This is a genomic window from Frigoribacterium sp. PhB107 (assembly GCF_003751515.1).
Taxonomy (GTDB): domain Bacteria; phylum Actinomycetota; class Actinomycetes; order Actinomycetales; family Microbacteriaceae; genus Frigoribacterium.
On sequence record NZ_RJKU01000001.1, the window covers coordinates 20,269 to 40,793 of the forward strand.

General features: G+C 63.3%; 16 protein-coding genes and 1 tRNA gene. 6 read left to right on the forward strand and 11 right to left on the reverse strand.

Going from position 1 to position 20,525, the window contains the following annotated elements; all coding sequences use genetic code 11:
• Window positions 1–57 precede the first annotated feature (57 nt).
• Both EDF18_RS00095 and EDF18_RS00100 read left to right on the forward strand, forming a co-directional pair.
• On the forward strand, window positions 58–480 hold the full coding sequence (locus tag EDF18_RS00095) for a hypothetical protein (protein ID WP_148050007.1): 423 nt from the start codon (window positions 58–60) through the stop codon (window positions 478–480).
• Between the two features lie 76 nt (window positions 481–556).
• Window positions 557–1,123: a hypothetical protein gene (locus EDF18_RS00100; RefSeq protein WP_123545340.1), complete on the forward strand. Its 567-nt coding sequence runs from the start codon at window positions 557–559 to the stop codon at window positions 1,121–1,123.
• 136 nt (window positions 1,124–1,259) lie between these two features.
• On the opposite strand, the gene EDF18_RS00105 is transcribed toward EDF18_RS00100, so the two are convergent.
• The gene (locus EDF18_RS00105) at window positions 1,260–1,712 is read right to left on the reverse strand and encodes a helix-turn-helix domain-containing protein (protein ID WP_123545342.1); all 453 of its coding nucleotides are present in this window, start codon (window positions 1,710–1,712) and stop codon (window positions 1,260–1,262) included.
• Between the two features lie 54 nt (window positions 1,713–1,766).
• Between EDF18_RS00105 and EDF18_RS00110 the strand changes: the two genes are divergently transcribed.
• Window positions 1,767–2,969 carry an MFS transporter gene (locus EDF18_RS00110; RefSeq protein ID WP_123545344.1) on the forward strand — a complete coding sequence of 401 codons (1,203 nt, stop codon included), beginning with the start codon at window positions 1,767–1,769 and terminating at the stop codon, window positions 2,967–2,969.
• Between the two features lie 261 nt (window positions 2,970–3,230).
• Here EDF18_RS00110 and EDF18_RS00115 read toward each other — a convergent pair whose 3' ends face one another.
• The 3 genes from EDF18_RS00115 to EDF18_RS00125 form a co-directional block, all read right to left on the reverse strand.
• Entirely contained in the window at window positions 3,231–4,034 is an 804-nt protein-coding gene (locus tag EDF18_RS00115) for an ABC transporter permease (RefSeq protein ID WP_123547163.1), read from the reverse strand.
• 116 nt (window positions 4,035–4,150) lie between these two features.
• Window positions 4,151–5,218 (reverse strand): aliphatic sulfonate ABC transporter substrate-binding protein, encoded by a 1,068-nt coding sequence (locus EDF18_RS00120; protein WP_123545346.1) that lies wholly within the window; start codon window positions 5,216–5,218, stop codon window positions 4,151–4,153.
• A 64-nt stretch (window positions 5,219–5,282) separates the two neighbouring features.
• A complete protein-coding gene (locus tag EDF18_RS00125; protein ID WP_123545348.1) occupies window positions 5,283–6,176 on the reverse strand; it encodes an ABC transporter ATP-binding protein in 894 nt (297 codons plus the stop codon).
• A gap of 210 nt (window positions 6,177–6,386) precedes the next feature.
• On the opposite strand from EDF18_RS00125, the gene EDF18_RS00130 reads away from it, so the two are divergent.
• Window positions 6,387–6,460 (forward strand) — tRNA-Pro (locus EDF18_RS00130).
• Between the two features lie 241 nt (window positions 6,461–6,701).
• On the opposite strand, the gene EDF18_RS00135 is transcribed toward EDF18_RS00130, so the two are convergent.
• Window positions 6,702–7,592 (reverse strand): hypothetical protein, encoded by an 891-nt coding sequence (locus tag EDF18_RS00135; RefSeq protein WP_148050008.1) that lies wholly within the window; start codon window positions 7,590–7,592, stop codon window positions 6,702–6,704.
• An 873-nt stretch (window positions 7,593–8,465) separates the two neighbouring features.
• Window positions 8,466–9,581: a DNA cytosine methyltransferase gene (locus tag EDF18_RS00140; protein ID WP_123547164.1), complete on the reverse strand. Its 1,116-nt coding sequence runs from the start codon at window positions 9,579–9,581 to the stop codon at window positions 8,466–8,468.
• Window positions 9,582–9,668: 87 nt separating this feature from the next.
• Here EDF18_RS00140 and EDF18_RS00145 point away from each other — a divergent pair, with 87 nt between their 5' ends.
• Complete coding sequence (locus EDF18_RS00145; RefSeq protein WP_148050009.1) at window positions 9,669–10,604, forward strand: NgoMIV family type II restriction endonuclease; 936 nt, start codon at window positions 9,669–9,671, stop codon at window positions 10,602–10,604.
• A gap of 291 nt (window positions 10,605–10,895) precedes the next feature.
• Here EDF18_RS00145 and EDF18_RS16075 read toward each other — a convergent pair whose 3' ends face one another.
• Genes EDF18_RS16075 through EDF18_RS00150 form a run of 3 tightly spaced genes read right to left on the reverse strand, consistent with a single transcriptional unit; the run spans window position 10,896 to window position 17,071 of the window.
• Window positions 10,896–11,984, reverse strand: a complete 1,089-nt coding sequence (locus EDF18_RS16075; protein ID WP_148050010.1) for a hypothetical protein — start codon at window positions 11,982–11,984, stop codon at window positions 10,896–10,898.
• Between the two features lie 3 nt (window positions 11,985–11,987).
• Entirely contained in the window at window positions 11,988–13,886 is a 1,899-nt protein-coding gene (gene drmB / locus EDF18_RS16525) for a DUF1998 domain-containing protein (RefSeq protein WP_233568908.1), read from the reverse strand.
• Window positions 13,883–17,071: a helicase-related protein gene (locus EDF18_RS00150; protein WP_158614584.1), complete on the reverse strand. Its 3,189-nt coding sequence runs from the start codon at window positions 17,069–17,071 to the stop codon at window positions 13,883–13,885. Before EDF18_RS00150 ends, drmB begins: the two co-directional genes overlap by 4 nt.
• 172 nt (window positions 17,072–17,243) lie before the next feature.
• On the opposite strand from EDF18_RS00150, the gene EDF18_RS00155 reads away from it, so the two are divergent.
• Window positions 17,244–18,539, forward strand: a complete 1,296-nt coding sequence (locus EDF18_RS00155) for an RNA polymerase sigma factor RpoD/SigA (RefSeq protein WP_233568909.1) — start codon at window positions 17,244–17,246, stop codon at window positions 18,537–18,539.
• 80 nt (window positions 18,540–18,619) lie between these two features.
• On the opposite strand, the gene EDF18_RS16085 is transcribed toward EDF18_RS00155, so the two are convergent.
• Together EDF18_RS16085 and EDF18_RS16090 are read right to left on the reverse strand one after the other, a co-directional pair.
• Window positions 18,620–18,910 carry a hypothetical protein gene (locus EDF18_RS16085; RefSeq protein WP_148050012.1) on the reverse strand — a complete coding sequence of 97 codons (291 nt, stop codon included), beginning with the start codon at window positions 18,908–18,910 and terminating at the stop codon, window positions 18,620–18,622.
• A 49-nt stretch (window positions 18,911–18,959) separates the two neighbouring features.
• Complete coding sequence (locus EDF18_RS16090; protein WP_148050013.1) at window positions 18,960–19,877, reverse strand: hypothetical protein; 918 nt, start codon at window positions 19,875–19,877, stop codon at window positions 18,960–18,962.
• Window positions 19,878–20,525 lie beyond the last annotated feature (648 nt).

The following is a 20,525-nucleotide window of genomic DNA, read 5'->3' on the forward strand; positions in this document are numbered from 1 at the left end:
ACGAGTCTGGGAGGGTGCAGCACGGTAGGCCTCTCGAACAGCACGAGCGCCACGCCGGTGGTCTCGCAGCAGACCCTGGCCGAGATCAAGCCCGTCGTGAAGGGGATCGAGCAGGAGGTCGCGGCCTTCGTGCCCCTCGACCTCGTCGCGGGCGAGGTCTACTCAGCTGGGGGATCGATCTCCGACTGCGCCCCCGGAGCGGTGAGCTGGGGCAGCCACACAGCGGTGCCGGTGAGCAGGCCTCCGGATCTCGATGAGCTGACGGCAGAGCTGCGGGCACGCTGGTCGCGCGCGGGCGACTTCGAGGTCGATCTGACGGAGGGCTCCACCCAGGAGCCGCGGCTCATCCTGCGGAGCCCTGTCCTGGGCGACTACTACGTGGAGATGATCGAGGAGTCCCTGCAGGTGGCCTCGTTCTCGACGTGCTTCGCCTACGACGAGGAGCGGGACGGCTACGCCTGGGAGATATTCGCGGAGTGACGGGCCGACCCTCCGGATGCGGCACGATGGGGTGGTGCGGACGGTGCGAGGCGGGGTGGTCGGGCCCAGGGACGGTGTGGACGCGACCAGCGCCCTCAGCGACTCCGCCGACCGGCTGTGGAGGCGCCTCCGGCTGGACAGGATCGCCGGAGGGCGTCAGGCCGAGCACGTCATCCATGAGGACATGCGGGAGCACCCGCGGACCGTCCGGGCGTTCATGGGCATCCGGTGGCTGTTGCTCGGCGAGACCGTCGTCGGGCTGACCGCGATCTTCATCGCTGCTGTGCTGTGGAGCCGGGGCGAGCACGTGCCGTGGGCCGTGTGGTTCCGCTCGACCGTCGTGCTCTTCATCACGGCGTCGCTCTACGTCTTCGCCTGGCGGGCTCAGCTCGGCTACTGGTGGGCGTACTCGCGGCTGAGGCTCTTCAGCCGGATCTTCCCGATCGTGACGCTGATCGTCGCGACGATCCCCGGGCTCTACCCCGGCTGGATGGTCGTCGAGCAGATCGTGTTCTCGCTGCTGATGATCGGCATCGGCGACCTCTTGACGACGGACCACATGCGGGCGGCGTTCCCGCGACCGGCGGCGTCGGCGGCGTCGGCAGCGTCTGAGCCGCCGTCCGCCGACGATCACCGCTCCTGACCGGGCGAGTTCGTCGGCTGCGGGCGGTCGTGACGGCCCGCCTGCGAAGGACTCGCCCGTGATGGCCCAGAGGGGACTGAGGAGGCGCGGGCCCGGCAGCCGAGGAGGCGCGGGCCGGCAGCGCAGGAGGCGCGGGTCAGCTGCCGACGCGCGGCAGCATCTCGACTGCGGCCGGGTCGACGACGTGTCCGGCGGCGGTGACGAACGCGATGCGCACGGGCTCGCCGGAGTCGGCCGCGGTGAACTCGCGGGCGGCTCCGTCGGGGTGGGGGTCGTGCTCGTCGCCCCAGGCGGCCAGTGCGGCGAGCACGGGCGCGAGGTCGCGACCGGCGTCGGTGAGGAGGTACTCGACTCGTTCGCGGGCTCCGTCCTCGCGGTAGGTCGAGGGCTGCAGCACCCCGGCGGCGACGAGCGACTCGAGTCGGGCCGTCAGCACGTCGGGCGACAGGCCGAGCCGCGCACGGAACTGCGAGAAGCGCGTGTGGCCGAGCAGCGCCTCCCGGACGACGAGCAGCGCCCAGCGCTCGCCGAGCACGTCGAGGCTGCGGGCGATGCCGCAGCGCGGGTCGAGGGGAGTGCGAGCTGCCATGCGGTCACCCTACCTCGATAGGCTTTTCGTATCCAGGGTGCTAGCGTCGCGCTCATGCCCCATGCTCAGCGCCTCGCGTTCTGGACCTGCGCCTCCGTCCTCGCCCTCGCCCTGTGGACGAGCGGCGCCGCGACGCCGGTCTACCCGCTCTACGCGACCGACTGGCAGCTCACGCCGTTCGTCACGACCGCGATCTTCGCCGTGTACCCGCTCGTGCTCGTCGTCGTGCTGCTCGTCTTCGGCAGCCTGAGCGACACCATCGGACGCCGGGCGAGCATCCTGCTCGGTGTCAGCGCCTCCATCGTGGGCGTGCTGCTCTTCGCGCTGGCACCGAACGTCGGCTGGGTGCTCGTCGGGCGCGCGTTCATGGGCATCGGCGTCGGCCTCTCTCTGAGCCCGGCCACCGCCGCCATGATCGACATCGCCGGGCCGGTCAACTCCGCCCGCACCGGAGCGATCAGCACCGCCTCCACCGCCGTCGGCCTCGTCTTCGCGACCCTGTTCGGCGGCGCACTCGTGCAGTACGCGCCGGAGCCGCTGCACCTCACCTACTGGGTGCTGCTCGTCGTCGAGCTCGGCGTGCTCGCGCTCGTGTGGCGCCTGCCCCGCGACCGGGACGCGACAGCCGGGCGCTGGCGGCCACGGGGGCTGAGCGTGCCGCGGGGGCTCCTCGGGGCTGTAGGCGCCGCGGCCGTCTGCGTCAGCGCCTCCTACGCCCTGGGTGCGGTCGTGCTGTCGCTGGGTGCGGAGATCGGGACGACGCTGATCGGCAGCTCGAACGCGTTCGTGACCGGCGCCATCATCGCGTTGTCGATGGTCGTCATCGCGGTCGTGGCGCTCGCGTCGCGGCGGGTGCCGGTGGTGGTCGCGGTCGTGGTGGCGGCGGTCGCGACGGCGGCGAGCTTCACGGCGCTGGTGCTGGCCGCGGCACAGCAGTCGCTCGCGCTGTTCTTGGTGTTCTGCGTGCTGTCGGGGGTCGGCTACAGCCTGTTCTTCGCGTCGGGACTGGGGATCGTGTCGCGGTTCGCTCCCGAGCACCACCGTGCGGGGACGCTGTCCGCCGTGTACCTCGTTGCGTACCTGGTGCAGGGGGCGACGGCGCTGTGGCTGGGCGCGCAGGCGACCCGCGGAGGGCTCGAGAGCGCCGTCGACGTCGGGGCTCCCGCGATCGTGGGGCTGGCGCTCGCCGCGATGGTGGCGGTGGTGGTCGTGATGGGCGGGCGGCGCCGGCGCGAGCGCGAGCGCCTGGCCGCGTAGGAGGCGCAGGAGTCGGGCCGAGCGCGTTCGCCGCGTCTCGCACCCCGGAGTGGACGATGCACCCCATCGTGTCGGGGTGCATCGTCCACACCAGGGTGCAGGAGGCGCGGGCCGGGCCGCGATTCACGGGCGCGTCCCGTCATGCCGCGTTCCGGACAAAGTGCCGCGTTGTGCGGCGCCATCTTGTCCGGAACGGTGCATTGCAGCGCGAGGGGGTGCGGGCCGGGCAGCGCAGGAGGCGTAGGCCAGGCGCGGGGCGCGCTAGCGCCAGCGGCGGAGGAGCACGCGCTGGGCAGCGTTGAGGACGAAGTCGGTCAGCGTGCCGAGCAGCGCCAGCAGGATGATCGCGAGGAACATGCGGTCGACACGTCCGTTGTACTGCGAGTCGGTGAGCAGGAAGCCGAGTCCCATCGACGACGCGATCAGCTCGGCCGCGACCAGGAACAGCCACGCCTGGGCGAGCGCGAGGCGCAGGCCCGAGACGAGCGACGGGATCACCGCCGGCAGCTGCACCGTCGTGAAGAGCGCGACGGGGCCGAGCCCGTAGGCGCGGCCCGCCTCCACCAGCTGCGGGTCGACGTGGCGGAGGCTGCCCGCCACGGTCGTGAAGACGGGGAACGCGGCGCCGATCGCGATGAGGGTGATCTTCGAGTCCTCGCCGATGCCGAGGTAGAGGATCAGCAGCGGCACCCACGCCAGCGACGGCACGGCCCGCACCGCCGCGATCGACGGGGCGAGCAGCGCCTCACCGATCCGCGAGAGGCCGACGACGGCTCCGAGGACGATGCCGATGCCGGCCCCGACCGCGAAGCCGATCAGCACGCGCTGCACCGAGATCGCGACGTACTGCCCGAGCAGCCCCGCCTGCGCCAGCTGCACGCCGGCCAGCCAGACGTCCGACGGCGAGGGGAGGTTGTAGCTCGGCACGTCGACGACCTCGGTCGCGAGCACCCACGCGAGCAGGACGGCCGCGGGCAGGATCGCCCCGAGCAGTGCCAGGCCGCGACGCGGACCGCGGGAGGTGGGGGTCGAGCTGGCCCGCGCCTCCTGCGATCGGCTGCTCACGCTGGCACCGCTGCCGCTGCTACCTGCACTGCGGCGCTCGGCCGCCTTGCGGGTGCGCTCGACGACCTGGAGGGCGTCCGCCTCCTTCTCGGTGCCGCTCAGCGGGTACGTGTCGGTCACGAGGCGTCGGCGTCCTTGGCGAAGGTGTCGTCGAAGAGGGTGTCGAGGGCGTCGTCGACGGCGTCCTGCGAGGCGACGTCGCCGGACTCGACCAGGATCGGGCCGACGGTCTCGAGCACGTCGGCCTGCGCGGCTCCGGGGACGGGGTCGACGTCGAAGTGGGTGCGGTCGAGCACGGTGCTGGCGACGGCCGGGTCGATGCCGGCGACCCCGGAGAGGATCGTCGCGGTCTCGTCGGGGTTCTCCTCGGCCCAGGCGCGGGCCTTCTCGTACGAGTCGACGACGACCTGGGCGACGTCGGGCGACTCCGTCAGGAACGACTCCGTCGCGTTGAGGAACCCGTAGGTGTTGAAGTCGACGTTGCGGTAGAGCAGCTTGGTGCCCGACTCGGCCTCGCTGGCGGCCATGATCGGGTCGAGCCCGGACCAGGCGTCGACGCTGCCGTTCTCGAGGGCGGCACGGCCGTCGGCGTGCTGGAGGTTCTCGATGGTGACGTCGCTCGCGCTGAGGCCGGCCTCGTCGAGCGCCTGCAGCAGGAAGAAGTAGGGGTCGGTGCCCTTGGTCGCCGCGATCGTCTTGCCCTTGAGGTCCTCGACGTCGCTGATGTCGCTGTCGCCGGGGACGACGAGCGCCGACCACTCGGGCTGCGAGTAGATGTCGATCGTGTGGATGGGGGAGCCGTTCGAGCGGGCGAGCAGCGCGGCCGAGCCGGCGGTCGAGCCGACGTCGACGGCTCCGGCACGCAGCAGCTCGTTGGCCTTGTTCGAGCCGGCGGACTGGGTCCAGGTGACGGTGACGTCGTCGCCGAGGGCGTCCTCGATGAAGCCCTGGTCCTTGACGATCAGGCTGAGCGGGTTGTAGGTCGCGAAGTCGATGTTCAGCGTGTCGGTGCTCCACTCGCCGCTGGACGCGCTCGCATCGCCTCCCGCGGCCTCGGCGGGCTCGCCCTGGGCGTCCTCGCCGGCGACGCAGCCGGTGAGCGCGAGGGCTGCGGCTGCGCCCAGCGCGAGGGCGGCGAAGGAGGCGCGGCTGCGGCGGGCGGGGGAGGTGCGGGTGCTGGTCATGGTGTCGTCTCCGGTGCTGTGTCGGGGATGGCGTGGTGCTCGAGGTGGGCGGTGCGGGGGAGGGCTAGGAGCGCGCGGTGCTGCGGCTGGCCGCAGGGACGCGGTGGACGCCGAGGCCCTCGAGCAGCTCCTGGCGGAGGACGGCGAGCTCGGGGGCGTCGCGGTCTCGACGGCGGGCTCCGGGGACCGTGACGATGCGCTGGATGCTGGTAGCGCCTCCTGTGGTGTCGGCGTGCGTCGAGTCGGCGCTCGCCGGGTCGGGCTGGTCGGCAGGCTGCTGGCTCAGGTCGGCGAGCAGCACGATGCGGTCGGCGAGGTAGAGGGCCTCGTCGACGTCGTGGGTGACGAGGACGACGGTCGTGGGGAGGGCGTCGTGGACGTCGAGGAGCAGGTCCTGCATGCGGAGGCGGGTGAGGGCGTCGAGGGCGCCGAACGGCTCGTCGAGGAGGAGGACCGCGGGCTGGCGGGCGAGGGCCCGGGCGAGGCTGGCGCGCTGGGCCATGCCGCCGCTGACCTCGCGGGGGCGGCGAGCTCCGGCAGGCGTGAGGTGGACGAGGTCGAGCAGCTCGGTGAGGCGGGCGTGGCGGTCGGCCTTCGTGAGCTTGGGAAAGGAGGTGGAGGTGCTCTTGCTCGGCTTCGGGAGGCCGAGGGCGACGTTGTCGCGGAGGGTGCGCCAGGGGAGGAGGCGCGGCTCCTGGAAGGCGACGGCGCAGCGCTGGTCGGCGTGGCGGGCGGGTTCGTCGCCGATCCGGACGGTGCCCGTGTCGGGCTGGTCGAGTCCGCCGAGCTGGCGGAGCAGCGTCGACTTGCCGCACCCGCTCGGCCCGAGGACGGCGACGATCTCGCCGGCGGCCACGTCGAGCTCCACCCCGTGCAGCACGGGCCGGTCGAACCGCCGGCCCACTCCGCGTAGGCTCAACGGCAGAGCGCGGGAGGCGGTCGTCGAGGAGGCGGGCATGTCCCGACGGTAGGGCGGGGTGGCGGCTGCTGTCGCGTGAGGTGTAACGGGGCGCAACAGTGGTGGGTCAGGCCCAGGCCTAGGCCCAGGCCCTTGCGTCGCCGGAGCGAGCTTGCACGTGCGCAACCGGGCTCGGAAAATCGGCTATGCTGTTCGAGTTGCCTCGGTCGGGGCAACACCAAGAAGTCGGTTGCTCAGCAACGGATTTCTCGGGCTGTGGCGCAGCTTGGTAGCGCACTTGACTGGGGGTCAAGGGGTCGCAGGTTCAAATCCTGTCAGCCCGACCGCAAAAGCCCTGTCCGGAGTCTCAATTTGGCAGGGCTTTACTTGTGCCCACCGCAGACAACCCCACCTGGCGGGTGCGGGCGTGTCGTTCCGTTGAGGGTGAGAGGTCTGAGAGGCTGCTGACAGGAGCCCGCCCGTGCGCTGCGAGCCGAGGGCATACGGGCTGGTGAGACCCCGAACCGCCAGCCACGAGCTGTCCGACGCGGAGGCGCCCGCTGGGTCTAACCCTGGATAGAGGCGCTACCTCCTAGGAATTCTGGATGCCATCTGAGTCACAGTTACGGGCTCGTATTTGCTCTCCACGAACTGGCGGTAAGCCTCGATCAGGCTCTCCTGATCCCGCTCCCAAATTCGCAGTGTCTGCTCGATATTGGTCGGGAGAATGTCTCCCAGTTCGGGACGCTGCTTCAGCTCCGTCTTGTCGGGACGCTGGAAGCGCTCTCTACCCTTCACCACACCAACGCTTTTGGTCTCGTCCCGTTGGACCGCTGCGATCGGGCCGTGACTCCAGAAGCCGCCCCTCGTCATCCGCAAACCGATGTGGACAAAGCGCTTGGGTACAAGAATAAGAGCGGAGTCGGGTGCTCCCGCCCTCGTCACACGAGGTAGTTCGAACTCCGCGGTTCCCCATGAATGACTGGCTGCATCCCACACCTGCAGGCGGTGCATGATCGAGTTGCGCTTCAGCTTCGGGTGCTTCCGCATCTGCACTTGGGTGTAGTCCACCAGCGTGCGGATGATGATCCGGCTAGTCAGATCAGAGATACGGTCGTCGGCGACGTTGCCGACGAACAGAGCAATGTCCTCGACGCGTTTCAGCAGGGCCACGCCCACCTGGCAAAGGGGGTTGGCTAGTAGCGCTGACCAGATGTCGTCTCCTATGCGCTCGCTAGCCCCTGCGCCGTCGAAGCCCGTCGCCGCCATGCCTAGGCGGGTTTCCCGTGGCTCGTGGAATTGACTCAGCGCCCTTTTGCCAGCCGTGTGCATCGATGGCGTTTGAAGGCACAGCAGCACGAAGTCGACGAATTCGATTAGTTCCCTGTCGGCCTTTGCCGCCCACTTGTTGCCGCTCGCCTCCATGCGAATGACTGCGGGGTCGACGAACAGCCGGTTGTCCTTGAGAACGTTCACGTTCAGGAAGGAGACGGATCAGCTGCTGACACCGAGTTTGAAATGTTTTGTGACGCGCATGTTCGACCCCCGTTGGTTGTCGTCGATCCTACGGTCGACGAGTCAACCTCAACTACGGCGCGCTGACCTTTGGCTCGGCTACCGGCAAAACCCACCAAAACCCCACAAACGCTGCCTCGCCGACGCCTACCGACCCCAGCCGGAGACAACCACAGCGAGCCACTTCTGAGAGTCGACTTGCCTGCAAGCTCGGGCGAAAGTGGCACCCGCCGGGCGCGTTTGGTAATTGGCTATACCCGCTGGTCTTAGGGCAGGTGCTCGCCTGGGTGTCAAGGGTTCGGAGGTTTAAATTCTGTCAGCCCGAATAAAACTCCAGGTCCAGATGAGCTGGCCTCGTTGTTGCCTTGGGCAACATTATGGGCCTGTACGTTAGCCTTCGCGAATCGGGGTGACAAAGAGGTTTGCGAGCATCGTGATGAGTCGACTTCAGACGGTGGAGCGAGCGCGACGGGGTACTCGGGATCTCCGGCACTAATTTAGTCAGCCCTGAACACCAAGACCGACGGCGAATCTGGCATAAGAGGCCCTGAACGGGCTCACGTTACGCGGAGCTATTGAACTACACGATCGACCTCGACTACCTACGAGCTGCATGAGGGCACGCCTGGCCGCCACTCGACTGGGCCCGCCCTCGCCCCAACCCCCCCACGACAAACTTTCCATTCGGCGTGAGTTAATGTTCGCCGGGGAGGGGCTCCCTCCTTTTTCCTGTGACCGTGCCCGCGTCGCTAAGGACGTCAGGCCTATTCCATTCGCGAGGCTGGAACGAACAGGCCATTCCTCTGACGGCGCTTCAAGCTCAACGTGGTCGACCTATGAGGCAAGCTGCTCGTGATTGCGCGTCACATGAGCCAGTGCATACTGAACGTGGCGGGCAATAGCAGCTGCCAACTGGACGGGCACAGCGTTGCCGATCTGGCGAGCAATTTCAATTTTCGTTCCCGTGAAGATGAAGCTGTCGGGAAACCCTTGAAGCCGAGCTGCCTCTCGGTGAGTTATGGGGCGGTGCGCCTCAGGGTGAAGATAGCGGCCCTTCTCGGGCTTGAAAAATTCAGTACGAATGGTCGGGGATGGGCGTTCCCACCAGAGGCGCCCCATGACATCAGTTGTTCCGGTGGGCTTCTCGGCCCAGCAACGAGGGAGAAGGTCCGGTCGGTTGCGCGCAAGGTCGAACCGGTTGCCCCCTTCAGGGATCGCCATGTACCGCTCGAGGCTCGACTGCCGCGGGTTCCGCTTCAAATGGAGGTCTTGCCGTTCTCCATGCACGCTCTGCGAGATCTCTGGCTCCGACTTCTCGGGATACATTGGCAGATCGGCAATAGCGTCGCGCACGGTTACGTAGGGGACACCCGTTTCGGCTTTCGGACCATGTGTCCGGGGAGGCGGCCATTCCACCGTCTCGGCCCCGCGCACAGCCATGAAAATACCTCGAATCCGCCGTTGCGGCGCTCCATAGTCAGCCGCGTTCAACGGCCCATAGGCGAAGGAATATTCCTTCAAGACTGGGTCTGTCTCCATCTCGTGAAGCAGTTCCAGGAATTGAGCCGACTTCTGGAACTCAGGTACATTCTCGATGACGAAGACCGCGGGCTTAACCTGTCGGACGGCCCGAAGGTACTCCTCCCAGAGGACATTCAACTTGGCTCGTGAGTCAGGGGTACCTCTCTTTCCAAGGGGAGAAAAGCCCTGGCACGGAGGCCCTCCGATAATGACGTCGGCCTGCGGAAAAACACCGACGTCCTCGATCGATCCAGTCTCGACGTCGCAGTCGAAGTGGCGGCGAAAAGTTGCGGCGGCCGCCTTCTCGATCTCGACCGCGAACGTCGGCCTAAACCCTAGGTTCGCATGTTCGAATCCAAGTGAAAGCCCGCCTGCTCCAGCAAACAGGTCAAGAGTTGTTGTGGTCACTGGGGCCTCTTCGTGCTTCATGGATCTGATTCTCCCGCAGACCACCGACATCGGGCTGTGGGCGTGTTGGACGAGCTTAACTTGGATCGGAGCTGGCAGGGTCAAGTCATGCCCGCATCCTTCGCCGCCGATCTTTGTGGTTACAGAAAAAAGAACGGTAACCCCAACACTTCTGACAACAACGACGATCAATCGAAATATCTCGGGAAGTCGCTCTTCGAAGCGGTAGGCGTGCCTGACGGGCAAGAAGTGGGCGACGACCCGGGGAAAAACTTGGAAGCTGCTGTCGCTGCGGACCTCGCACCGCGGCGCCCCGATCTCGATCTGGAGCTCTCGCGCGCGGTGACCGACTTCGACCAGTATCGTCATCTCGGTGTGTTCGGCAATTTCCGTAAGGGATACGCACCGTCGTCGTCTGACATCGAGGAATTCATTCGGCTTGCCGACAATCTACCTACCTCGCCAGCGACTACTCGTTTGCGAAATGTTCTACAGCAGTCTAGAAGCAGGTTTGAGGGACGGGACTACCTCGTCTCTCAGATGCTCGACAACATGCCAGAAGAGTCACTCCTTCGAGTCGATGTCACCGTGGGTCAGCACCGAAGTGAGGCTCGCCCGCCACTAATGCACTTGGGTCTCTCGGCCAAGTGGTCGCTTCGAACCGACCGTGCACAGGACTGCATCTCGCAAGGATCAAAGCTGGCGACCCAACGTCGAGGGGCCATGCCTCATTTTGCGGTTATCACGATGGAGCCGCGCCCCTCGATGCTCAAAATTCTTGCCGATGGATCCGGAGCCATTGACTGCGTTTATCACCTGCATCTGCCTGCCCTAATCGAAGCGGTTGAAGTTCAGCGAAAAAAGCGAACATCGGCACACGGCAGGCCGTGGTCTCCGGGCGTTACATTCGATCGCCTTATCCGCCAGCGACGCCTCCGCGACTACGACGAACTCGTGACGGCAATGGACGCCATACCCACCGATGGTGCGCCAAGCGCCACGGCTCAAGTGGTGCGGTGTTCTGAAGCCGGGGTGAATCACTAAGCGAATTAGTAAGCATGCTCCACGCCAGCCGGCGAGGCGTCTTGCTCAAGCTCTAGTTCTAGTTCTAGTTCTAGTTCTAGTTCTAGTTCTAGTTCTAGTTCTAGTTCTAGTTCTAGTTCTCGTTCTCATTTAAGCTCGAGCTCGAGCTCGAGCTCTTCTTGGTGATCTTGAGTTTCGGTGTTTTCGAACTCGACCGTCGACGCAAAAAGTCTTTAATGCCTCCCGCGGGTTAGAACCCAGTCCAGACGGATGGGATGCGTGGAACTTCTGATTGTCGACTACCGTCCGGGCTCAGATATCCACGCCATCTAGCAAACGCACCGCCGGTGGACGGTCGCTGGTAGAACCGTCCCAGTGCAACGCCAATCTCGAACGAGTTGCATTCGCGAGGGCAAGTAGCCTGTAAATATTCGTTGCTTCGGATAGATCGCCCGCCAAGTGCTCGAGATCCGTCGCAACGACGTCGTCAAATTCGAGTCCTTCTAGCTGGCCCGGCTGCATGACGTAGATTCCGCCCGCTCCGACGTCCCACCGGTGGAATGCGTTTTTGGGTACGTCGCTGCTGAAAAGTCGATTGCGCCCAAGCCCTCGCGCGATGAGCATGTTTGCAATTTTCGGGACGTGATCTGTCACCATCGGCGCAATGACGACTCGCGAACTTCGATTGACTTTCCACCGAGCTAGGGCGTCGAGTGCAGCCTGGGCCGCGCTAAGCGGACGAACATCAACCACGCCGTCCTCAAAGCTTCCCTCTCGGTCTGTGCGTGGGGGCTCTGCTCCCCAAGCCGCGGCGACTCTGACCACGCGGCGGGGTTGACGCCGCCGCCTGTCCAGTTCGGCAGCAACAGGCAGCATCAGGCTGGCCCCAGTGCTGGAAGCGGCAGCTGAGTGCGCCGTAACGAATGGGTCGGCGGTCAGCAGACGCAGCGCCATCAATTGTTCGGGTCGCAGGTGGTGGGCATCGTCCACCATGACCGAAAAAGCAGGGCTGGCGCCAGCAGAGCTCGTCGCCAACGCCAGGGTCATCCAATTCACCCCCTGTGGCGGGGGAGCGGGCTCCCCCGTCGTCGCGACAAAACGGCGCAACAGCCAGTCGCTCACAGTTGTGACATCCATGTGCTCAGCGAGCGGGCCAAGCAGGTGTCGAACCCGCCGCATCCGGAGGACGGAGGTTGCAAGGAACACCGGGCGAGGTCGTGAGATTTGCGGGCCCGCTTGCAAGAGTGCCGCTGCTCGGAATACCGCGACCGTAGTCAGACCACTGCCCGCCAGCCCAGTAATGAGTTGCGGGACTCCAAAGGGCAACGCCATTGCCGCGTGCTGGTAGTCCGAGAGACGGTCATAGTGCACGTTCCATCGATGATCAATCGTCGGGTTCACTACTTACTCTTCGCGCGCGGCCGCGGCCGCGGCCGCGTCGAGGACTGAACGGAAAAAGCCAGGGACGTCCGGTGTCCCGACAATAAGAGCGCGATCCAGAAGGTAGTTCCCGTTCTCACAACTTGTCTCGGATACCAGGGTGCACGCATGGCAGGATGCAAGATTTAACCCATCAAGCGACACTGATTCTTGCTCACTGCAGAGCGGATCTGCTGAGCACCACGCGGCATCGTCGATTGCGCCCAGGAGCGTCGAAGCGAGCCGATGCGGCTGACCCTGGCGCACCAGCCCACCTAACGTGCCCTCAGCGTCACCAGCCGCGGTGTAGATCAGGAGCCCGCCAAATTGCGGCACCCCTGTCGGGTTTGTACGAGCGAATACTCGTTCGCGAAGCGAAGTTGCGCCGTATCCGCTCTCGAAGGCGAGACGACGGATGAGTAGGTGCGCGAGCGTGTGAAGAAGCACGTAGCGCGGAGAGACGGCTGTTCCCGTGTGCTTCTCGAGGCGGCTCCACATGAATGACTGCGGGGCCCGGTCTCGAAGAATTGCCACGCGATCGACGACCTGCTGGTTCGTTTCCCATTTTGAAAGGGCAGCCTGATCGAGCGACAAGAATATGCCTTCGCCGCGTGTCTCGATTGCCGGCAACCACGTCGGCTTTGGCTTGTCAGACAGCCTGCGTCCGTCTGCTCGAACAAAGTCGGATTCTCCACCGGGAGTAACGCGACGAAACCCTGTAAACGCTCTAACTTCTCTAAGCGCACCCGCGAGCGTAATGCGTGGCACGAGTGAGGCAAGGGCGGCGGTGGCGGGGCCCTGCACCACATTCTCAAAAGACTCGATGCGGGTCCTGAAGTCAGGGTCGTCGAAACTCGTCGAACTGGAAAACGCCGCCCATTCAGATTCCGCGATCTCGTTCACGGTTTCGGGTATCTCGGACAGAAGCTCGGGAGAATCAACATTGGAGCCGGTTTCCGCGACTGCGATCGCGAACAATTCAGCCGCCGGCCTGTGCATAAGCGGCTCGAGCATCCCGCACATGCGTCGTGCCTCCGCTTCGTTACCAAGTTCGATAGCGTCGACGACCGACTTGAAGAACGCGTGCTTCAGGACTGCCAAATCCTCCTCGGACTTGGCAGAAGCCACAAAGGGCACCTCGATCGCAGAGTGGACGTCCGGGTAGTAAACATTACTTGCCCGACGCTGCACGACGATCGCTTCACTGGTACAAGTTGCAGAGATCTCCTTATCCCACCCTTCCCAGGGCTGGCGGCCGGTGCAGTGGAGCCCAATCTTCGCGCTGAGCCTGCGATCGTTAATGTCTGCAAGCGAGCGCGCTGAGACGCAGTAGCTGCAGCGAATTTCTACTGAGCTAAGGCCAGCGCCGCCTGCCTTGCTCTGGATAAACTTAAGGCCATCCCGTTTGCGGCAATCTGCCGCGGTAGAGGAGTGCGCGTACCAGGCCCAGTCAACATCCCCTAGATGACCGCTCGCACATATCTGGACCCACCGCATGGGCACGAGCTGGAGCTTCTTCTTTTTGGTGTGACGGCATGCCGGGCAAATCGCGTCGGGATTTGCGCTCTCCTTCCCTCGGGTCCACTGCACCATCTGGCGGCAGGATCCGCAGAAGAGCCAGGTTGGGAACCGAACGACAGGCAGGCTTGGGCCTTTTGAGGGGTCAGTGAATTGGTGGTCGGGATTGCCTACTGGTGGGGCGTAGAAAGTTCTAGTGCGAAGCGCCCGCGATAGGCGGGGCGAAGCGATGGCCACACGACGGCTCTTTCCCGGGAACCAGGCGTCCGTTCCCTCCACTACAAACGACTGACCAGAGATATCAAAGATCGCACCAACACCGTTAGGGGCGATGACTTGCGTTTGACGCAGTTTCTCTTCACTCACTTCTTTGTTCCCTTCTTCGCAACGTCTCGACCTCTGACTCGGAGCGGTGTTTGAGCGTCGACATTCCGCATTGATCGGAGCGTTGAGGTGCCGCTGCCGCTTTGCCCAAACTCCTTAAGCAGTCGATTTACCTGTTCTTTACCGTCTGTGTACAAGATCGTGGATTCCGCCGAGGACTTGGCCCATTCATCGATGAAGTCGCCGAGGATGTCCCGGGCCAGACTGCTTTCCCGCGGGTCTACGCGATTCACCACGGCTACCAGTCGATCAGCCAACGCTCGGATGTCAGCCTCATGACTGGGGAACGCCTTTCCGGCGTCCCCGTTGTTGGGTAAGCCTGCGTGGAACCGGGCGAGAATCACCAGAGCAGCATGCAGGCTCCTACGTTGTGACGGCGACGAATACGGGGTCACAGTCGTGGGTTCGACATGCCGGTACAGAGCACTGTGGTATGACGCGAAGGTCTCGAAATGTGAGCGATCTCGGGGACGAGCAGATCGAAATACGCTGACGATAAGGCCCGGCCCTGATCTACCGACGCGGCTGGTGGCCTGGATGTACTCTGAAGTCCCCTTTGGTTGTCCATTGACCAGCATGAGCCCAAGGCGCGGGACGTCTACCCCGACGGACAACATATTGGTCGCGGCCAAGACGGAAATCGCGTCACCAGTGACCTCCCGCTTTGCGAGCCGTTCAAGGAGCCGAGGCTGAGCGGCGCGCTCAACGTTCGCGGTGAGTTCCTCGATGTCGTCGACTTGCAAGCTCCTGGCGCTATCCCCGAATCGCGCCGCGAGTCGCAGGGGCACGTCGTCGCGGGCGATAGTCACCGTTCGGCCAAGTTCTTGCAGGGAGCTGTGATAGGCGACAACCGTCCAGAAACGATCCCGGTCCAATGCGGTGAGATTTAGACTTACTGGTGCTTGGAGTAGCGCCGAGAGGGTGTGAACGACAGCGGTGTCAGAGGTGTGACCCTGTGGCATGACCCCGAGGTAGAGCCGGCCCGGGCCAGCCTCGTCCCTGCGTGCAAAAAACGAGTCTGCTTCGTCTGTTCCCGGTGGTGGGAACACAGCGACATCCCGCCCGAATAGCCCTCGAACCTGCTCAGTCGCCCTTCTCACGGTCGCAGTACTTGCGACAACCTTGGGCGGTCTTCCGTCTCGTTCGCATGCGATCTCGATCGCGTGTTCGTAGATGCCGACAGTGGTGCCCAGAGGACCGGTCAAAAGGTGCAGTTCGTCCTGGATGATCAGGCTGGGCGGCGCAAATTGGCCGAAGTTGCCGAGGAATGTGCCTCCACGACGGTTCCAGGGGAGGTCCGCGAATTTGTCGACGGTACCGAGAATAAAACTGGGCACTTCCTCGTAGATCTGGTCATCAACCACGTGAATTGGAAGGGCGTCATGGAAAGGACAATCCTGACGCGGGCAGTTGAGCATGAACGCAACCCCGCTTGACGTCACCCCGTATAGGCGGTCATCCTCGGAGAAGACCCGCGGCATAATTTCGGTACCGCACCACGAGCATCGATCGACTATGAAGATGTCACTCGGCTCGGCATTGGCCCTTTCCTCAGTGAACTGCTTGTGTGCGTCCCCGAAGCGGTTTTTAGTCGTCGCGTCGCCTACCCAAAGCCCAATCGAGATGGGACGATCGCCAAGATCGTCGCGCTCGCGTCGAATGATCTCGCACGCGAGGATGGTGCCGGATGCTCGTTGGAACTGCTGGGCGGTGAGCAAACTAAGCGTGTATCGACTAAGTACTGCCGTGCCAGCCCCAAACTCTCCGTCAGCCAGGCGCCTCCGAAAAATTTCGTAAGCGGCCGCTAGAAGGTATGCCTCGGTCTTTCCGCCGCCTGTGGGGAACCAAATTAAATCGACCAGTTCGCGATCGACGGACCCCGCGTCAGCGAGTCCCGGCAGAATGCTCAGGAAGAAGCCAATCTGAAACGGACGCCACGGCCTGCCAATGACATGGTCCAGCGACTGCGGTGACAGGTCCGCTAAGTCGTCGATCGTTCGGCGGACTCCGGCGTACTCGACCATGCTGCGCTGGTACTGCAGAATCATGGCACGGTTCGCAAGCTGGAAGGCGAGCCAGGACGTATCATCGTTCCTTAGAACGTCGACACCAGCGCGCATTCGTGCCTCAGTTTCCGCGACGCGCGCAGTGATACGCCGGGCTACAGGTTCATCGCCCCCCAGTCCTACGCGCCAGGTCTTGTAGTTGTCGACCAACGAATCGAGAGCCGAGCACACGAGCTCCCGGCTTGAGTCTGGATCGGCCATAGCGGTGGCGTCGAATGCCAAAGGGGAGACCTTATAATCCCGGGACAGTTCCGTCGACGTCCCACGGACCGTCGATTGCGGGACCGTCACTGCGTCCACTGTGTCGGCAGTCGCCGTTGTCGTCCACGCTGGCGCCGCGCCATGGCCTACCGCATAGCTCGCATGGTTACGGTACTGCAGCCGCAATTCCTGCTCTTCTTCGTCCATGGTTTCGCTGACTATCGACGGATATTCGAGGAGTGAGCCCGCAGGCATGCTGATCCGAAGCTCGGCTTGGGTCAACATCTCGTCCCACATCCGTTCGACGGCGACTGTAGACGCCACCGCGGAGTTCGACAGCGTGACCGTGACTAGGTTTCCGTCCGGGCGGTGACGCCATCGGACATCAATGTTGCCGCGACCTTGATTAAACACGGGGTATTTACGGACTGAGCTGCTGGCAGCGACGGTTTCATGCATGGTCTCGACCCGCTGCCAGGTGCGTTCTCCCCGCTGCTGACCGGGCGTTTCTGCTGCCTCGATCGTGATGTAGCGGCCAGCGGAGCATGTGACAACAATCTCACTTGCCGATGTGAAGAAAGAGACTCCCATCGAGGAGGGGAGGAACTTTGTACTGGCTTCCACGGGTGCGCTAGGTGCTTGCCCCTCGGCTCCAAATGTCTCCTCGTACTTCTTGGGATCCAATTCGTCCCTGAGGTCAGTTTGAAGAACACCTTGAACGGCGGAATCAATCCGCGCATCACCTGGCCGCGGGAAGATCGTGCCAGCGAGGTACCGTCGGTTCGGTGGGTCGCAAATGACCTCAGTCGCCCCGCCCATTGGTCCCACAAGCTCGTTTAGAAGGAAGCCGACGAAACGATCCCTGACTTCTTCCTCAACTAGTGACTCGATTGCATCCATTCGCATGGCCCCCAACGCTGTTCTGGTCAAGATGACCGACTTTTTGACGTGAGGGAATCTAATCTTCGCCCCTCTCTGCCAAGATAGGCCATACCGGGGTCACCACCGCCCCGCTGCAAAACGAGGGAGAGAGATGGGGTCGAGCGAGGCTGGGGTTGCGCTAGCAAAGCTGATGCGCTCTCTCGCTGACGCCTATGCAGTCAGCTCCGAAAACGTCATTCGATACGCCGCATCCGTCAACACGGCAGCCGATCTCACCCTTGCCGTCAAGGTCCTGGGGGATCAAGAGAAACCGGCAAGTTTTGCAGCTGCGCCCATTCGCCCTGTGGATGGTGATGAGCTCGACAACGGGGCGGCAGGCATGCCCGCAAGCGAACAGGAAGCGCTTCCGGCAAAACTGGACGCTATCGAGGCCGATCCACGACCAAGCCCTCTCAGCTCGACCTTCGTTGCGGAGGCGTTGCCTTCACAGAAAGCCATCTCGGTGGTTAGGGACGGCGAGGTAATTCTGTCAGACGACCTAGTACGCGACTACCTGATCAGAATTGGTCGCGGTACGTTACTCAAGGCTGAGGACGAGGTGCTACTTGCAACCCTCGCCGACGTAGGGGTACTTGCACGTGAGCGGCTCGAGGCAGGAAATCCGTTGCCCAGGGCGGACCGTCGACGGTTCGAGGAGTTGGTCGTTCGGGGGGCTGTCGCTTTCGACGCAATGGTGTTGTCCAACCTACGTCTTGTCGTCAGTATCGCGAAGCAGTACGTGAACCAGGGGCTTGAAATGGCGGACCTTATTCAAGAAGGCTCTGCTGGCCTGATCAAGGCCGTACAAAAATTTGATCCGAACATGGGTTTTAAGTTCTCGACGTACGCAACATGGTGGGTCAAGCAGGGCATCACGCGGTCAATTGCGAACCAAGGTCGCATGATCCGACTTCCGGTGTACATGCATGAGCAGAACAGAAAGTTGCGACGTGTCGCTGCTGATTTAGAGTCTCAGGGTGTTCAGGTAAGCGCCGAGCTCATCGCGCGGCATGCCGACATGCCTGTCACCAGAGTCAGAGAAATTATGGGTGCATCGACCGATGTGCTGTCCTATGACGCAGAACTCGGGACCGAAGACGTTTTTGCGCTGGTGGAGCTTCTGACGCGTGAGCAGAACGTCGGTCCGATTTATGACTGGGATACCGGGTACAGGGGCATCACGACAGACATTCTCGGTGGAACCCTTTTGAGTCTTTCGGATAACGAGCGATCCGTCATCGTCCTACGTTTCGGTCTGGACGGAGTAGAGGGACGGACTCTGGACGAAATAGGCCGGACTATGGGCCTGACTCGCGAGCGAATCAGACAGATAGAGAGCAAGGCCAAGAGCAAGCTGAGAGTGATGCTCGCGGACGACTTTAGCGTGCCCGCAGCTTCGTACGAAGACGGTTCGCTCCTGCCGAGTGTGCTCCGTGGCCAACCCTGAAGCGCTTCCCAGAATGGAGGTATGGCACAGAAGAGCCCCGGTCCGCATTTGCGGACCGGGGCTCTCAAGCACTTTCCGAACTAGGTCGGACGAACGTCGATCGATATGCGGTCGGCGACTTCCCGAAGATTGGAAGAAGAGTTCAAGTAGCGAGCAAAGGTTGCACTTGCTGAATGAACTTCGAGCCGGTCAGCTTGCCGTATGACGAGAATTTGTTTGCAGAGCTCGTCTGCGAATGACTGCGCGGCAGAGCGCACCGCTCCCGCCTCAAGCAGGACTGATATGCCCCGCAAATCATCCGGCAAAGACTGGGCGATCCGAGCAGCGTGCTCTCGACTGCCCGCAAGCCGTGGAACAGAAATGGTGGTCATGGGGAGACCTCCGTTCGCTGGATGGGGTTGAAGCGTACCTGAATGAGACTCAGAGTTCTACCTGGATAATAGTGCCCGGGAACGCAAAGGACTGGAACCCGGTGGCGGTGTTTTGCGAACGGTGGACCGCACGAGCTGTGCCAGATGCAATGTGCACAGAGCCATTGAGGCCTGTCGATGACCTGATGACTTCGGGCAAGCCTTGTCCCCGTCCCCTCTCTCCCGTGGCAGAAATATTCTCCGCGACAGCAAGCTGGAGGGCATTTGTGTCATCCGTCACAGTGAGTTGAGGATTGTTCCGAAGGCTTGCTTGAAGACCTAAGCCTGAGTCGGCAATCGCAAAAGTTATTTTCTGACCGTTGTGAGTTGTTTGCGCGGCTACCCATCCGCCTTCCGCTCCAGAGTGGAAGTGCATATTGCCAACGACCTCGCAGATCGAGGCATGGAGAGACTCTGCCAACGACGACTTAGCCCCCATGCGCTCCAAGCGCTCAAACACCAGATTTGCTACTTGCTCGCCACCGAACTCGCCCTCAACCTTGGTCAGCTCCAGTAGGTCTCCGGAGAGATCCGTCTCTCGCACTGGTCGAATGGAATGCTGTACGTGCAGGCTGTCGAAAGCCAGTCCGAGCCGCATCCGCGAAACGTAGTTCGCCACATTCCCGTCGGTCGGCGTTAGAAACATAACTTGCCGCTCTTCACGACGAGCGCTTTCAGCTATGGCGGCGATACCGACGAGACCAACAGGTTGGACCCAGGATGCTCCTGAAAGGTCTATGACTAATTGCGGCGCGCCGGGCCCTTCGAGCGCGTCGAGCAAGCGCGTTGGGCTGATACTGCCAGAAATTTTCAAGTGTTCCCCCAAGGACAAAGCTGATATCGAATCAGGATAGCGCTTGCGACGGCGTTCCCGCGCTTGCTGTGGCCCGCTCGAGCCCGTAGGTAAGACGTCACCGATGGTGCCCAAGCGGAGAGCCTTGCGCGCGGCTGCCTCGAGGTGCTCATAGAACTTGCGAACGGCCCGCTGCTGTCAGTGAACCACTGCTCGAGGGGGTGCCGATGAATTCGGACCGACTGGATAGTCACCGCGTTCGGGCACACGCCGACCTGGCACGGCGTCCCAGTTTGGCCATGTGCCGCTTGTGCCACATGGACTTTGGCTAGCCCCCTCTCTCCCACCGCCGGGCGCGCTCCACAAGGCGTTCGGTCCGCCGACCCCAAAACGCCTCGGCACGGCTAAATGCCCCGTCCTCGAGGTGATTCGTCGTTGCAACACCGTCTCGTCGGCGTCGATGGCTCTGTCCCGGCCCTTGTCTACCGCGATTAGCCACAGTTCGGCCTTTCTCGCATCGGGGCGGTTCTTGGCGTCAGGTCGTTTCCAGCTCCGGTGATCTGACGCAAGGTGGTCGATGGCCTGGACCATGGCACAGGGTGCGGGGGCCTTCATCGATGTAAGGCCCGCAGCAGCCTCGAGCCGTTCGACCAGCGTCGCAGTATGTCTGAGTCGCTTTTGCCGGGCCGCGACCGCAAAAACCTCTCTGCAGCCGTGTCGTGATCCGTACTCAGGTCGTGCCTGATCGCAACTGTTTGTGAGTCATGTTCACATACGAATATG

Excerpts from the sequence above, each read along its gene's own strand:
- EDF18_RS00150 (WP_158614584.1), bottom strand. The coding sequence starts at position 17,071 with ATGGATGCAATCGAGTCACTAGTTGAGGAAGAAGTCAGGGATCGTTTC.
- EDF18_RS00145 (WP_148050009.1), top strand. The coding sequence starts at position 9,669 with ATGCCCGCATCCTTCGCCGCCGATCTTTGTGGTTACAGAAAAAAGAAC.
- EDF18_RS00140 (WP_123547164.1), bottom strand. The coding sequence starts at position 9,581 with ATGAAGCACGAAGAGGCCCCAGTGACCACAACAACTCTTGACCTGTTT.
- EDF18_RS00105 (WP_123545342.1), bottom strand. The coding sequence starts at position 1,712 with ATGGCAGCTCGCACTCCCCTCGACCCGCGCTGCGGCATCGCCCGCAGC.
- EDF18_RS16085 (WP_148050012.1), bottom strand. The coding sequence starts at position 18,910 with ATGACCACCATTTCTGTTCCACGGCTTGCGGGCAGTCGAGAGCACGCT.
- EDF18_RS00155 (WP_233568909.1), top strand. The coding sequence starts at position 17,244 with ATGCGCTCTCTCGCTGACGCCTATGCAGTCAGCTCCGAAAACGTCATT.
- EDF18_RS00120 (WP_123545346.1), bottom strand. The coding sequence starts at position 5,218 with ATGACCAGCACCCGCACCTCCCCCGCCCGCCGCAGCCGCGCCTCCTTC.
- EDF18_RS00125 (WP_123545348.1), bottom strand. The coding sequence starts at position 6,176 with ATGCCCGCCTCCTCGACGACCGCCTCCCGCGCTCTGCCGTTGAGCCTA.
- EDF18_RS00110 (WP_123545344.1), top strand. The coding sequence starts at position 1,767 with ATGCCCCATGCTCAGCGCCTCGCGTTCTGGACCTGCGCCTCCGTCCTC.